Consider the following 13,823-nt stretch of genomic DNA (forward strand, 5'->3'; position numbering starts at 1 on the left):
AGGTGACGTAGCTCGTTTTAGAGGAGCCCTTTCAGGGAGCTCTTTTAAAGAGGAGCCATGCAGGCCATATAGACATCCAACTGGTTGAGTTCTGACGGCAGGCTGCCGAGGCTCAGGCGCACACGGTTGAAGTCCTGCTCCGAGGCGATCACGATCACTCGCTGGTCTACCGCGCCATCCACCTTGAACGCCACCAGTGAACTGCCGGTGGAACTGTCGCCAGTGGGCGTGTCGTTGAGCCAGGTGCTGATAGTGATGGTCTCCAGCAGCACCAGGTCGAGCAGGGTGGAGGGTTTTTCCACCAGGAAGCCAATCATATGGCGACCGGATAGCACCGAGGTTTTGGTGACATCCACGTAGGCATAACCACCAGCCCCCGCAGTGACTTCCAGTCGTGCGGCATCGGTAATCACGCTATTGGTAACGCGCCCCGGGCTGGTAACGGAACAGCCTGCGCAAGGTGCGATAATCCCTTTGTCCAGCTTGGACTCGCTGGTGGTGATTGGCTGGAAGTCGCCGAAGGACGCACAGCTCGCTGCCTGGTCGTCGTCACATACATCACCGACCCCGTCGTTATTGAAATCCGCTTGATCCTCATTGGGTGTCTGCGGACAGTTGTCGACGTCGTTGTCGACACCATCACCGTCTGAGTCTGCATCACAGACATCACCGATACCGTCACCGTCCGCATCGAGCTGTGCCGGGTTGGGGATGGATGGGCAGTTGTCATCGCCGTCGTCAATACCGTCACCGTCGCGGTCGAGATCGCAGGCATCACCCAGTCCGTCGCCGTCACTGTCTTCCTGGCCGGGGTTGGCTACCAGCGGGCAGTTGTCGGTGTTGTCATCGGTGCCGTCGCCGTCCAGGTCGTCGTCACAGGCGTCGCCGATGCCATCGCCATCGCTGTCGGTCTGGTCTTCGTTGGCAGTCATGGGACAGTTGTCGCTGCCGTTATCGGCTCCGTCGCCATCGGCATCGCTGTCGCAGGCATCACCGATGCCGTCACCGTCAACATCGGACTGATCCGCATTCGGTGCAGCTGGACAGTTATCCTCGCCATCGTCCAGACCGTCGTTATCGGTGTCGTTATCGGCATCATAGGCGTCGCCGATACCGTCACCGTCCTGGTCGGCCTGATCCGGATTACTGTCGTTCGGACAGTTGTCTGAATCGCTGGCAATGTCATCACCATCCCGGTCCGCGTCACAGACATCGCCGATGCCATCGCCGTCGATATCTGACTGGTCCGCGTTCGCTATTGCCGGGCAATTATCCGCACCGTCCTCGATGCCATCGTTGTCGTCGTCCGAGTCACAGGCGTCACCGATGCTATCGCCATCCAGGTCCTCCTGGCCGGCGTTGGCGACTGACGGGCAGTTATCGGCATCGTCATTGAAACCATCGCCGTCCTCGTCAGCGTCGCAGGCATTGCCGAACTCGTCGCCGTCCAGGTTGGCCTGGTCGCTGTTGGCGATGGTCGGGCAGTTGTCAGTGGTGTCCTCAACGCCATCGTTGTCATCGTCGTTGTCACAGGCATCCCCGAGCCCATCATTGTCGGTATCGGCCTGGGAGGGATTGGCGGTGGTCGGGCAGTTATCGACATCGTTGTTGTCGCCGTCCCCGTCCACGTCGTCGTCACAGGCATCACCGATACCGTCACCATCCTGATCGGCCTGATCACTGTTGGCGGCGTTGGGGCAGTTGTCAGCCTCGTCGGGCAAGGTATCGCCGTCACTGTCGGTATTGTCGTCGCAGGCGTCACCGAAGCCGTCGCCATCGGTATCCGTCTGGTCCGTATTGTCCGTCAGCGGGCAATTGTCGGTGCCGTTCTCGACACCGTCGCCGTCGCGGTCGCTGTCACAGGCATCGCCAATGCCGTCACCATCCTGGTCGGCCTGATCTGCATTGGCATTCGCGGGGCAGTTGTCGGAGTTGTCGTCAACACCGTCGCCGTCGTCATCGTTGTCGCAGGCGTTGCCAAGGTTGTCGCTGTCGGTATCCAGTTGATCCGAATTGGCGGTGTTGGGGCAGTTGTCGGTATCGTTTTCGACCCCGTCACCATCGGTATCGGCATCACAGGCATCGCCGGTGCCGTCACTGTCCTGATCGCTCTGGTCGGGGTTGGCTGTCTGCGGGCAGTTGTCTTCACCGCTGTCGATTCCGTCCTCGTCAGGGTCGGTCAGTGGATCACAGGCATCGCCGATGCCGTCGTTGTCCGCATCTTCCTGACCGGGATTGGCGGTGTCCGGACAGTTGTCATGGGGATTGTTGCCGACACCGTCGCCATCGCGATCGGTATCGCAGGCATCGCCAATATTGTCACCGTCCTGATCTTCCTGGCCGGCATTGGCGTCGGTGGGGCAGTTATCAGCGTCGTCTCCGATGCTATCGCCGTCGTCGTCGCTGTCGCAGGCGTCGCCGATGCCGTCGCTGTCGGTATCGGTCTGGTCCGGGTTGGCAATTGACGGGCAGTTGTCCTCGCCATCGTCCAGGCCGTCGTTGTCCGTGTCACTGTCGGTATCACAGGCGTCACCAATGCCGTCGTTGTCCTGGTCGGCCTGATCCGGGTTGGAGACTTCCGGGCAGTTGTCGTTGGCGTCGGTGTCGTCATCACCATCCCGGTCGTTGTCACAGGCGTCGCCGATACCGTCGCCGTCCAGGTCACCCTGCTCGCTGTTCGGCACTGCCGGACAATTGTCGGCATCGTTGTCGACATTGTCGCCGTCGAGGTCCTCGTCACAGGCATCCCCGATACCGTCACCATCGGCATCCGCCTGATCTTCATTGGGCAGGGCCGGGCAGTTATCGGTATCGTCATCGGTGCCATCATTGTCGTCGTCGGCATCACAGGCATCGCCGTTGCCATCGCCGTCCAGATCCGATTGGTCCTGGTTGGGGGCGTTGGTGCAGTTGTCATTGCCATCGGCGATGCCATCGTTGTCACTGTCGACAACGGTCAGGGTCTGAGTGTCAGTGGTTGTATTGGGTTTTCCCGATTTGACGTCGGCGCTACAGGCGGCCAGGTGGGTGAATAGAATGACTAACAGAGCGAGAAACAAGCGCTTCATGAACAATCTCCGGAGAACAAAAGTCCTTTTTGTTATCTGTCTGAGGCTGGAGACGTATCGGAGATAGGGTGGGCAACTGCAGCTCGGTTTCCGGTAGCGGGGATCATCCTGACCCCGCCGCCAGAGGCCGCTGGTTGCCTGTTCCTACAACGTTACTTCCTTGTAACCTCGGGGTGTCGCCGGGTGGCGTGCTGTCCCCTGTCCTTTTATCGGTCGATATTGCGGAACGAATTAATATTTTTATCCGTGATGCGTTTCTAATCTAAATTTTGAACCAAGTCTAAGTTTTGGCGCGGGAGTGTTCGACTTTGTCATGCATTTCCCGACTGTCTGTTCAAACCTGCCCCCGCACTTCCGGAATGATCCTCTCGGCTGTCGGTTCCGAATATGGCTAGTTGGCGTGCTGGAGCACCGTTAGACTTGCCTTTGAAAGGAGGGGGGAGGATGACAACACTGGATCCCGAGACCTGTGCCAGGGCCCGAATGGCCCGGGACAGCCGATTCGATGGGCGCTTTTTTGTCGCGGTCCGGACGACCGGGATTTTCTGCCGCCCGGTTTGCCCGGCGCGCCCGCCGCTGGAGCGGAATGTGAGCTATTTCTCCTCTGCCGCCGAGGCGGCGCAGGCGGGGTACCGCCCCTGCCTCCGTTGCCGCCCCGACGCAGCGCCGGGCAGTCCTGCCTGGGGTCTTGTCTCCACGACCGTGCAAAGAGCCCTGCAGTTGATGCGCAGCGAGCGTGAGGCGGTGTCTGTCGAGGAGTTGGCGGCACGGCTGGGAGTGAGCAGCCGCTATCTGCGCCGATTGTTTTCCGAACACCTCGGTGCAAGCCCCCTGTCGATATGGCAGGCGGAGCGGGCCCTGTTTGCTTACGGGCTGTTACGCGACACCAGTCTGCCGGTGGCTGAGATCGCTTTTGCCGCGGGGTTCGGCAGCCTGCGGCGTTTCAATGCCGTTTTCAGGCAGGTGTACCAGCGCACCCCGACTGAGGTGCGGCGGGAGGGGAACGCAGTGCCGCTCAGCCGTGGTAGCTCAGTGGTACGGCTGCAGCTCGCCTATCGTCCGCCGTTCGACTGGGGGCAGTTGCTGGCATTTTTCCGGCCCAGGGCACTACCGGGTGTGGAGCAGGTGGTGGACGAAATTTACCAGCGCAGTTTTTCTATCGATGGTCAGCACGGGTTTCTGCGCGTGGAGAATGAATCGGCCCGCAATCGGCTGCTGGTCGAGGTTCATGGTCAGGTCGGTGCATCCCTTTACCTGATCAACCGGCGGTTGCGCCGCCTTTTTGACCTGGATGCGGATACGGACGAGATAGAGAAAGTTCTTCGTCAGGATTCCCTGCTGGACAGGCAGATCTGCCGCTGCCCGGGTACCCGCCTGCCGGGAGCCTGGGATCCATTCGAATACGCCCTGCGGGCGATTCTCGGCCAGCAGATTTCCGTAGCGGCAGCCACCACCATCGCTGGGCGCCTGGTCGCTCAATATGGAACTCTGGTCCCCGACGAACAAGGGTGCGAATATCGGTTGTTTCCCACAGCAGAACAACTGGCGGAGGCCGATTTCTCCGGGCTCGGGCTGACCCGCAAGCGCGCGGAGACCCTGCGCACTTTTGTCAGGGCCGTGCTGGACGGTCGGGTGGATTTCAACGAGCCCGATCTGGAGGCGTGGTGTACCCGTGTCACCGCACTGCCGGGTATCGGTGACTGGACGGCCCAGTACATCGCCATGCGCGGGCTGTCGATGCCCGATGCCTTTCCCGCTTCGGACCTGGGTATCCTGAAGGCCCTGGGCGAGGGGCAGGAAAAGGCAAAACCAAAAGATGCGCTCGCCAGGGCAGAAATGTGGCGCCCCTGGCGTGCCTATGGAGCGCTGCTGTTGTGGCAGTCCCTGAACCCGGAGAAACAGTCATGATCCATTACAAGATTTATCCCACTACCATGGGGCAGGCGGTGATCGCGGCTGACACTCAGGGGTTGGTTGCCTTGCGTTTTCCGACCGAGACGCGCCCCTGGCAGGCGCCGCCTGACTGGCAGCGAGGGGCTTCTGCGCTGACAGACCGGGCCGCCGCACAGTTGGCAGAGTACCTGGCCGGGGAGCGGCTCAATTTTGACCTGCCGTTGAATCCCCCCGGCACCGAGTTCCAGTGCCGGGTGTGGGAGGCATTGCAGTCTATTCCCTACGGTGAGACCCGCAGCTATCGCCAGCAGGCCGAGGCACTGGGCAACCTCAAGGCAATCCGTGCCGTGGCCCGGGCCAACGGGGCCAACCCTATTGCCATTGTGATTCCCTGCCACCGGGTCATCGGCGCGGACGGCAGCCTGACCGGTTACGCCGGCGGACTGGAAATGAAGGCCCGCCTGCTGACCCTGGAGGGCGCGCGCTTCGCGGATCAGCCCCGCCTGATATGACCGGTGCACCCGGCGCGGCGCTGGTCATGAGCGCCCCTGACCGGGATAATGGGAGGCTTGTGCCAGGCAACGGAACCGGAGGTCAAATGCTGTACAGACTGGGAACAAAAGAGCCGCAGCTGGAGGGTGAAGGGCACTACATTGCCCCCGGGGCCCACGTGATCGGCAATGTGCGAATGCTCAGTCACAGCTCGGTCTGGTTCAACGCGGTAGTGCGCGGGGATTGCGACCGGATCACCATCGGCGAACACAGCAACGTGCAGGACGGAGCCGTTCTGCACACGGATCCGGGGGTTCAACTGTCCATCGGTACCGGTGTGACCATCGGGCACAAGGTGATGCTGCACGGCTGCACCATTGGCGACTACAGCCTGATCGGCATCAACGCCGTGGTGCTGAACGGAGCCAGGATCGGCAAGTGCTGTATCATTGGCGCCAATGCGCTGGTGACCGAGAACGCGGAAATCCCCGATTACTCCATGGTGCTCGGCAGCCCCGGCAAAGTGGTGAAGACGCTGGATGAGTCGATGTTCGAGTTGCTGAAGGCAAGCAGTGATCACTACGCGGCCAACGGGCGGCGTTTCGCAGAAGAATTGGTACCGGTTTCCGAATCCTGATGTCAGAGAAAGTGATAGCCAGAGTGGTCACGGCCGAGAGGCCGGTGCGCTCCCCCTGTGTCTCCGTCTGCGCCCTGAATGAGCAGGATGTGTGTGAGGGCTGCTTCCGTACCGGTATGGAAATCAGCCGCTGGGGGAGCATGACCAATGACGAGCGCCGCGCGGTTTTGCAAAGCTGCACTGAGCGGGCACGCTCCATGGGCCGGATCTGGTAGTCCGGCCACCGAATAAGATCGACATATTCAATCTGCACCAGAGCCGTGCGAGGTTTACCTCGTGCGGCGCACCCGGATAAAAAACGGGTGACACCGACGTAATAAAAAATATGACCCAACCTTTTGTTCATCTGAGAACCCACTCCGAGTATTCCCTGATCGATGGTCTTGTGAGGATCAAACCGCTCGTGGCGCGGGCGGCGGAGCTGGAAATGCCGGCTCTGGCCCTGACCGACCAGACCAATTTTTACGGCCAGATCAAGTTCTACAAGGCCTGCCTCGGGGCTGGCATCAAGCCCATCACCGGTGCGGATTTCTGGCTCAGTGAAGGGGGGGAGGAAAACCCGACCCTGATTACCCTCTACGCCATGAACGCCCGGGGCTACCTGAATATCACCGAGCTGATCTCGCGGGCGTGGATGGAGGGGCAGTACCACGGCAACGCCTATATCCGTCGCGAGTGGTTACCCGAATACGCCGAGGGTGTGCTGGCGCTGTCCGGTGCCAAATACGGGGATGTGGGCCGGGCGTTGATTGCCGGGCGCAGCGCCCAGGCTGAGGAGTTGGCCCGGGACTGGGCGCAGATCTTCCCGGACCGCTACTACCTGGAACTGCAGCGCACCGGGCGTCCCGGTGATGAGGATTACCTGCACGCGGCGGTTTCCCTGGCGCAGCGCCTGGAACTGCCCGTGGTGGCCACCAATGATGTGCGTTTTCTCGAGGAGAGCGAATTCGAGGCCCATGAGGTACGCGTGTGTATCCACGACGGCCGCGCCCTGGACGACCCGCGCCGGGAGCGCCGCTACTCGCCGGAACAGTACTTCCGCACCGTGGAGGAAATGCAGGAGCTGTTCAGTGATATTCCCGAGGCTCTGGAAAACACGGTGGAGATCGCCCGCCGTTGCTCGGCACCCATCCAACTGGGTAAGTACTTCCTGCCGGAATACCCGATTCCCGAAGGCATGACCGAAAACCAGTTCTTCGAGAAGATCTCTTTCGAGGGGCTGGACGCGCGCCTGGAAACCATCCTCGACCGCTCGGCAGCGGACTACGCCGAGCGCCGCGCGGAATATGAGGCACGGCTGCGCTTCGAGCTGGACATCATCATCCAGATGGGTTTCCCCGGCTACTTCCTGATCGTGATGGACTTTATCCAGTGGGCCAAGGACCACGATATCCCGGTGGGACCGGGGCGGGGTTCCGGTGCCGGCTCGCTGGTGGCTTATGTACTCAAGATCACCGACCTGGATCCATTGCAGTACGATCTGCTGTTCGAGCGCTTCCTCAACCCGGAACGGGTCTCGATGCCCGACTTCGACGTCGACTTCTGTATGGAGAAGCGCGACCGGGTCATCGGCTATGTAGCCGACAACTACGGCCGCAATGCCGTGAGCCAGATCATTACCTTCGGCACCATGGCCGCGAAGGCGGTGGTGCGGGACGTGGCGCGGGTCCAGGGCAAGTCCTACGGCCTGGCGGACAAGCTATCGAAGATGATCCCGCCGGATCCGGGCATGACCCTGGAAAAGGCTTTCGAGCAGGAAGACATCCTGCGGGAATTCCTCGACGGCGACGAGGAGGGCCAGGAAATCTGGGAGATGGCCCTGCAGCTGGAGGGTGTGGCCCGAAACGTGGGTAAACACGCCGGTGGTGTGGTGATCGCCCCCACCAAACTGACAGACTTCGCGCCGCTCTATTGCGATGAGACGGGCGCGGGTCTGGTGACCCAGTTCGACAAGAACGACGTTGAGGATGCGGGCCTGGTGAAGTTCGACTTCCTCGGCCTGCGTACCCTCACCATCATCGACTGGGCCAAGGACATGGTCGACGAGCAGCGGGCCCGTGAGGGCAAAGAGCCGCTGGTCATCGAGGCGCTGCCGCTGGACGATGCCGAAACCTACAAGATGATCAAGCGGGCCGAGACCACCGCGGTATTTCAGCTGGAATCCCGCGGTATGAAGGACCTGATCAAGCGCCTGCAGCCGGATAACCTCGAGGACATGATCGCCCTGGTGGCCCTGTTCCGTCCGGGGCCGCTGCAGTCGGGCATGGTGGATGACTTCATCAACCGGAAGCATGGTCGCGCCCAGGTGGCCTACCCGGATGCCAAGTACCAGCACGAGAAACTGAAGCCGATCCTGGAGCCCACTTACGGGGTAATCGTCTACCAGGAGCAGGTGATGCAGATCGCCCAGGAGCTGGCCGGCTATACCCTGGGCGGCGCCGATATGTTGCGCCGGGCCATGGGTAAGAAAAAGCCCGAGGAAATGGCCAAGCAGCGGGAAATCTTTGCTGCCGGCGCCAAGGAGCAGGGCGTCGACCCGGATCTGGCGATGAAGATCTTCGACCTGGTGGAGAAATTCGCCGGGTACGGCTTCAACAAGTCGCACTCCGCGGCCTACGCGCTGGTGTCCTACCAGACCGCCTGGCTCAAGGCCCATTACCCGGCCCAATTCATGGCCGCCACCATGTCGTCGGATATGGACAAGACCGACAAGGTGGTGACTTTCATCGAGGAATGCCGGGCCATGGAGCTGGACCTGGTGCCGCCGGATGTGAATCTGGGCAGCTACCAGTTCTCCGTCGATAAGGACAACCGAATTATCTACGGTCTCGGTGCGATCAAGGGCCTGGGTGAGGGGCCGATCGAAAACATCATCGCGGTGCGCAGTGAGGGCGGGCCCTTCACCGACCTGTTCGATTTTTGTTCCCGCGTGGATCCGCGCAAGGTGAACAAGCGCGCCCTCGAAGCCCTGGTGCGTTCCGGCGCCCTGGACAGTATTGGTCCCTCCGCGGAAGGAATGGATGGGCTCAACTACTCGCGGGCAGTCATGTTCAACGCCCTGGACGAGGCGGTGAAGGCTGCCGAGCAGCAGTCCCGCAATGCCAGCGCCGGCATGATGGACCTGTTCGGCGAGGTGGTGCCATCGGCCTCCGACGGCGATGTTTACGCGGAATTCCGGCGGGCACGCCCCTGGAGTATTCGCGAGCGCCTTGAGGGCGAGAAGAATACCCTCGGTTTGTACCTTACCGGCCATCCGATCGACGAATATGAGGATGAGCTACAGCACCTGGTGAAGGCACGCATCGCCGACCTCAAGCCCGGTCGCGAGGGGCAGAAGGTGGCGGGGCTGGTGGTTGCCATGCGGGTAATGAAGACCAAGCGCGGTGATTCCATGGCCATCGTTACCCTGGATGACCGCAGCGGCCGCATTGAGGCGGCGGTCTTCAGTGAAGCTTTCGGCGAGCACCGGGAGAAACTGGTCAAGGATGCACTGCTAGTACTGGACGGGCCAATCTCCCACGATGACTACAGCGGTGGCCTGAAGATGACCGTCAACGGGGTCTCAACCCTAGATGAGCTGCGCCAGGGCAGTGTGGTGGGGGTGCGTCTGCGGCTGGACAGCGCCAGCGCGCCGGCGGGGCTCGGCAAACGCATAGCCGCCTGTCTCAGGCCCTACACTAATGGTCCGGCAAGTCATTGCGGAGTCAGTATGGAGGTGGCCCGCAGCGATGCTCGCGGTCTCTACCGGCTTCCGCCGGCATGGCAGGTGGAGCCGAATGATCAGTTGGTGCAGTCGCTGCGGGAGTTGATCGGCCGCGACCGGGTCATTTTGGACTACAAGGAGCGGCGATAATTACCCTCAGGGTCGACTGGCTGGTTCTCTGCGAGTAAGCTATCCCGCCATAAATAGCCCTCCGGGATGACCAGAGTTAAAAGGCGCGTATTGCATGAATTTCAATTTTCTCGAATTTGAACAGCCGATCGCCGAGCTGGAGAGCAAGATCAAAGAGCTCCAGCATGTGGGCGACGATAACGAGCTGAATATCGCCGACGAAGTGGCCCGGCTGCGGGAAAAGAGCAAGAACCTCACCGAGTCCATCTACAGTGACCTGACGCCCTGGCAGGTGGTTCAGGTGGCGCGCCACCCGCAGCGCCCCTATAGCAAGGACTATATCGAGCGTATGTTCACCGACTGGGATGAGCTCCATGGCGACCGCCACTTCGGCGACGACAGAGCGATCATCTCCGGTATCGCACGCCTCGACGGCAAGCCGGTGGCGGTGATCGGTGAGGAAAAGGGCCGCAGCGTCAACGACAAGGTGGCGCGCAACTTCGGTATGCCGAAGCCGGAGGGCTACCGCAAGGCCCTGCGGATCATGGAGATGGCGGAGCGCTTCGGCCTGCCGGTACTGACCCTGATTGATACCCCGGGAGCTTACCCGGGTATCGACAGTGAAGAGCGCGGCATCAGTGAGGCCATCGCCCAGAACCTGGCGGTGATGTCCCGGCTGCGCACACCCATTATCTGCACCGTGATCGGTGAGGGCTCGTCCGGCGGTGCGCTGGCCATCGGTGTCGGTGACCAGCTCAATATGTTGCAGTATTCCACCTACTTTGTGATCTCCCCGGAAGGTTGCGCCAACATTATCTGGAAGACCGTGGAAAAGGCGCCGCTGGCGGCAGAGGCCATGGGGGTGACTTCCACTGTGCTCGAAGAGCTGGGCATTGTGGATGAGACCATCGAAGAACCCCTCGGCGGGGCCCATCGCGATCCGGAGGCAATGGCCGGACGCCTGCAGGAGCGCCTGACCGAGCAGCTGGAACAGCTGCGCAAGGTGCCCATCGACGAGTTGCTGGAAAAGCGCTACCAGCGCCTGATGAGCTACGGCAATATCACGTCCTGATCACGGGGCCGGTACCGAAAGAACAAAAGGCCGCAACACATGGTGTTGCGGCCTTTTTTGTGCCTGTTGCCCCTGCGCAGGGGCAGTATCAGGGAGTCTCTGAGGCCAGTGCCAGGGCTACGGTCTCGGGTCCCAGGTTGATACCGCCGGACAGGCTCATCACCGTCTTGTAGACCTTCACGTTGTGCTCCTGCGCGACTTTTTCCAGGTTGGCGAAGCCCGGGACTTTCTCCAGGTCCTGCAGCTTGCCGGCAATGCTGACCACGATCGAAGGCATCAGCAAATCGTTTGCCCGGATCTTGTCGATGGCCAGCTGGAACAGTGACTGGGTGCAGTTCTCAAAGCCGCGGACCGTGTCGGTCACAGTGGATCCAGAATGGTGGATGGAAAGGATGGGATGCAGCTTCAGCAGGCGTGCGGCCATGGCCTTGAACCAGCTGATGCTGTTCTCATTCTTGCTGCGCGCCCGCTCGCGCACGTAGTAGACATCCTTGATCGCCGCGTAGCCGTGAATATTGCGGCGAAAATCCTCGGCCCGCTGTTTGATCTCGGCGGCCTCGAGACCCCGTTGAATCAGCGACAGGGTATAAAGTGCCAGCAGCCCCTGACCGCAGAACAGGGTGTGGGAGTCGACGGCGTGGACATTCAGCTCGTCATTGGCGCTGGTCGCAGAGAGGTTCTTTACCGCAACTTCGGCATTGGCGAAGGTCGGGCTGTTGGTGCCGTTAATGGTCTGGACGATGATGTCCTTGCGCCCCTTCTTGACCAGCTTTTTGATGATGCTCTCAATTTCCGCGGTAGGCGCTGGGCCGGTCAGGATCTGGTGAGAGCGGTCCACCAGTGACAGTGTGTAGAAGTGGGCCATCTGCGCCGGGTTGCGCTGGTCACCGAAGGTGTCCTTGCCAACGCTGACAGTGTGAGGCAACACGGGGATGGAGAATTTGCGCAGAAACTCATCCGGCAGATCGCAACCGGAATCTACAACGAGCTGGACCATGGGTAACTCTGTACATCAATTATTTTGAGAATTGCCGCACAATCTATCACTTGCTTGCGGGCAACGGTAGACAAAATGGTACGGAGGTATGGGTTTTTCCGTTCGCTTAGTGGTGGTGGGTCGTTCGAAAACGGCAGGGGAACCCGGTCGATTCTTGCTCGTTTACAGGCGGGCCATGCAGCCCCTGGGTGCGCAACCCGTACGTTGAGTACGGGTTGCCGGTATTGGGGCAGTGTGGAGGCGGTTAGCCGTGCATATGCTCCAGCGCTTTACCATTCGTCTCATGCACCATTCGGATGACAAAGATGACAGAGAGGCAGGCGAACAGCATATAGATGCCATAGGCCGCGGCAAGGCCGATGGCATGCAGCATCAGGGGGAAGCTCATGGTAATAAGGAAGTTGGCCCCCCACTGTGCCAGCCCCGCCACTGCCAGGCCCGAGCCCCGCATCCGATTGGGGAACATTTCTCCCAGCATGACCCACATCACCGGGCCCCACGACGCATTGAAAAAGAAAACGTAGATATTGGCAGAAACCAGGGCGATCAGGCCCATGGTGTCTGAGAGCAGCAGTCGCCCGCTGGCGTCGAGCTGGGCGGTGGTGAACGACAGGCAGACAAGGGCGAGGGATGCCGCCATACCGACCGAACCGGCCAGGAGTAATGGCTTGCGGCCAATCTTGTCGATCAGGCTGATGGTGATCAGGCATGCGGCAATACTGATTCCACCGGAGATGATGTTGATCATCAGTGCATCTGACTCGGAAAAGCCTACCGATTGCCAGAGCACGGCGCCGTAGTAAAAGACCACGTTGATGCCCACAAGCTGTTGCAGTACCGCGAGCCCCAGGCCGACCCAGACGATACGACGAATCTTGCCCGCTTGATCAAGCAGGCCCCGCAGTCGGGGACGGTGCTCGCCCACGGTGGTCGATTCCAGTTCGGTCAGCTTCAGGGCAACCTCCCGTGAGTCGGGGGTCAGGCGCTCAAGGACATCGCGGGCACGTTGTAGCTGGCCGGACAGCGCCAGGTAGCGGGGGCTCTCCGGAATCCATAGCAGCGCCACTAGAAACAGGGTGGCGGGCACTATCTCGACCCAGAACATCCAGCGCCAGGCGTCCAGCCCCAGCCACCAGTCAGTGGTGGCGGAGCCCGCGACTTTGGCCAGCAGGTAGTTGCTCACGAAAGCGGCAAAAAGCCCAGAGATAATGGCGATCTGCTGAATTGTGGCGAGCCGCCCCCGCCAGCGCGCCGGCGCCACCTCGCTGATGTAGGCTGGAGCCAGCACGCTGGCGGCACCGACGGCGAGGCCGCCGAGTATCCGGTAGCTCACGAATTCCATCGAGGAGGCGGCGATCCCGGAGCCCCAGGCGCTCACCAGAAAGCAGGCTGCGGTGACAAGCAGGACCGGTTTGCGGCCCCAGAAATCCGCGATGCGACCAGCGAAGAAGGCGCCGGCCGCACAGCCCAGTAGCATGGAAGCTACATTAAAGCCCGTACCGGCGCTGTTGGAGTTGAAGGCCTGTTGCAGCCCGTCAACGGTGCCATTGATGACGCCGCTGTCAAAGCCGAACAGGAATCCGCCAATGGTGGCGATGCTGCAGATCAGTAAGATGAAGAGTTGGGGGCGTTCCGCTTCGGTGGCGAGGCGGTCATGTGTTGCTTCCATGGGTTATTCTCCCGTTATCTCTCGTTATTGTTTGTTTTCCTCGATTGTCGCACTGTTCAGTTGCTGGTTCGGAGGAGTGAGCTCGCTCCCGCGTCGTGGCGCCCTGTTTTTGCGGCAGGCTGGGTGCCATGCAGGAAATTGATGACTCATATCCAAACTCTGC

At 60.9% G+C, this 13,823-nt stretch carries 9 protein-coding genes; 6 read left to right on the forward strand and 3 right to left on the reverse strand.

Annotation, left to right across the window (positions count from 1 at the left end; translation table 11 throughout):
* Positions 1 to 44 precede the first annotated feature (44 nt).
* Positions 45 to 3,068 carry a thrombospondin type 3 repeat-containing protein gene (locus AWR36_RS13980; RefSeq protein WP_067086154.1) on the reverse strand — a complete coding sequence of 1,008 codons (3,024 nt, stop codon included), beginning with the start codon at positions 3,066 to 3,068 and terminating at the stop codon, positions 45 to 47.
* A gap of 444 nt (positions 3,069 to 3,512) precedes the next feature.
* Here AWR36_RS13980 and AWR36_RS13985 point away from each other — a divergent pair, with 444 nt between their 5' ends.
* The 6 genes from AWR36_RS13985 to AWR36_RS14010 all read left to right on the forward strand — a co-directional run bounded on the left by AWR36_RS13985 (position 3,513) and on the right by AWR36_RS14010 (position 10,994).
* The gene (locus AWR36_RS13985; RefSeq protein WP_067086157.1) at positions 3,513 to 4,976 is read left to right on the forward strand and encodes a DNA-3-methyladenine glycosylase 2; all 1,464 of its coding nucleotides are present in this window, start codon (positions 3,513 to 3,515) and stop codon (positions 4,974 to 4,976) included.
* The gene (locus tag AWR36_RS13990; RefSeq protein ID WP_067086160.1) at positions 4,973 to 5,473 is read left to right on the forward strand and encodes a methylated-DNA--[protein]-cysteine S-methyltransferase; all 501 of its coding nucleotides are present in this window, start codon (positions 4,973 to 4,975) and stop codon (positions 5,471 to 5,473) included. The genes AWR36_RS13985 and AWR36_RS13990 overlap by 4 nt, the downstream gene beginning before the upstream one ends.
* A gap of 86 nt (positions 5,474 to 5,559) precedes the next feature.
* Complete coding sequence (locus AWR36_RS13995; RefSeq protein WP_067086163.1) at positions 5,560 to 6,090, forward strand: gamma carbonic anhydrase family protein; 531 nt, start codon at positions 5,560 to 5,562, stop codon at positions 6,088 to 6,090.
* Positions 6,090 to 6,305 carry a DUF1289 domain-containing protein gene (locus AWR36_RS14000; RefSeq protein WP_096866668.1) on the forward strand — a complete coding sequence of 72 codons (216 nt, stop codon included), beginning with the start codon at positions 6,090 to 6,092 and terminating at the stop codon, positions 6,303 to 6,305. The genes AWR36_RS13995 and AWR36_RS14000 overlap by 1 nt, the downstream gene beginning before the upstream one ends.
* Before the next feature lie 110 nt (positions 6,306 to 6,415).
* Positions 6,416 to 9,943, forward strand: coding sequence for a DNA polymerase III subunit alpha (dnaE, locus tag AWR36_RS14005; RefSeq protein WP_067086167.1), 3,528 nt, complete (start codon positions 6,416 to 6,418; stop codon positions 9,941 to 9,943).
* Positions 9,944 to 10,037: 94 nt separating this feature from the next.
* Positions 10,038 to 10,994 carry an acetyl-CoA carboxylase carboxyltransferase subunit alpha gene (locus AWR36_RS14010; RefSeq protein WP_067086171.1) on the forward strand — a complete coding sequence of 319 codons (957 nt, stop codon included), beginning with the start codon at positions 10,038 to 10,040 and terminating at the stop codon, positions 10,992 to 10,994.
* An 88-nt stretch (positions 10,995 to 11,082) separates the two neighbouring features.
* Here the strand turns inward: AWR36_RS14010 and AWR36_RS14015 are convergent, their stop codons facing one another.
* Positions 11,083 to 11,991: a DegV family protein gene (locus tag AWR36_RS14015; RefSeq protein ID WP_067086174.1), complete on the reverse strand. Its 909-nt coding sequence runs from the start codon at positions 11,989 to 11,991 to the stop codon at positions 11,083 to 11,085.
* A gap of 244 nt (positions 11,992 to 12,235) precedes the next feature.
* Positions 12,236 to 13,660 carry a sugar porter family MFS transporter gene (locus AWR36_RS14020; RefSeq protein WP_067086177.1) on the reverse strand — a complete coding sequence of 475 codons (1,425 nt, stop codon included), beginning with the start codon at positions 13,658 to 13,660 and terminating at the stop codon, positions 12,236 to 12,238.
* Between the last annotated feature and the right edge of the window lie 163 nt (positions 13,661 to 13,823).

The organism is Microbulbifer flavimaris (genome assembly GCF_001641755.2).
Taxonomy (GTDB): Bacteria; Pseudomonadota; Gammaproteobacteria; order Pseudomonadales; family Cellvibrionaceae; genus Microbulbifer; species Microbulbifer flavimaris.

Coding starts and splice junctions, on each gene's coding strand:
- AWR36_RS13980 (WP_067086154.1), bottom strand. CDS start 3,068: ATGAAGCGCTTGTTTCTCGCTCTGTTAGTCATTCTATTCACCCACCTG.
- AWR36_RS13985 (WP_067086157.1), top strand. CDS start 3,513: ATGACAACACTGGATCCCGAGACCTGTGCCAGGGCCCGAATGGCCCGG.
- AWR36_RS13990 (WP_067086160.1), top strand. CDS start 4,973: ATGATCCATTACAAGATTTATCCCACTACCATGGGGCAGGCGGTGATC.
- AWR36_RS13995 (WP_067086163.1), top strand. CDS start 5,560: ATGCTGTACAGACTGGGAACAAAAGAGCCGCAGCTGGAGGGTGAAGGG.
- AWR36_RS14000 (WP_096866668.1), top strand. CDS start 6,090: ATGTCAGAGAAAGTGATAGCCAGAGTGGTCACGGCCGAGAGGCCGGTG.
- dnaE (WP_067086167.1), top strand. CDS start 6,416: ATGACCCAACCTTTTGTTCATCTGAGAACCCACTCCGAGTATTCCCTG.
- AWR36_RS14010 (WP_067086171.1), top strand. CDS start 10,038: ATGAATTTCAATTTTCTCGAATTTGAACAGCCGATCGCCGAGCTGGAG.
- AWR36_RS14015 (WP_067086174.1), bottom strand. CDS start 11,991: ATGGTCCAGCTCGTTGTAGATTCCGGTTGCGATCTGCCGGATGAGTTT.
- AWR36_RS14020 (WP_067086177.1), bottom strand. CDS start 13,660: ATGGAAGCAACACATGACCGCCTCGCCACCGAAGCGGAACGCCCCCAA.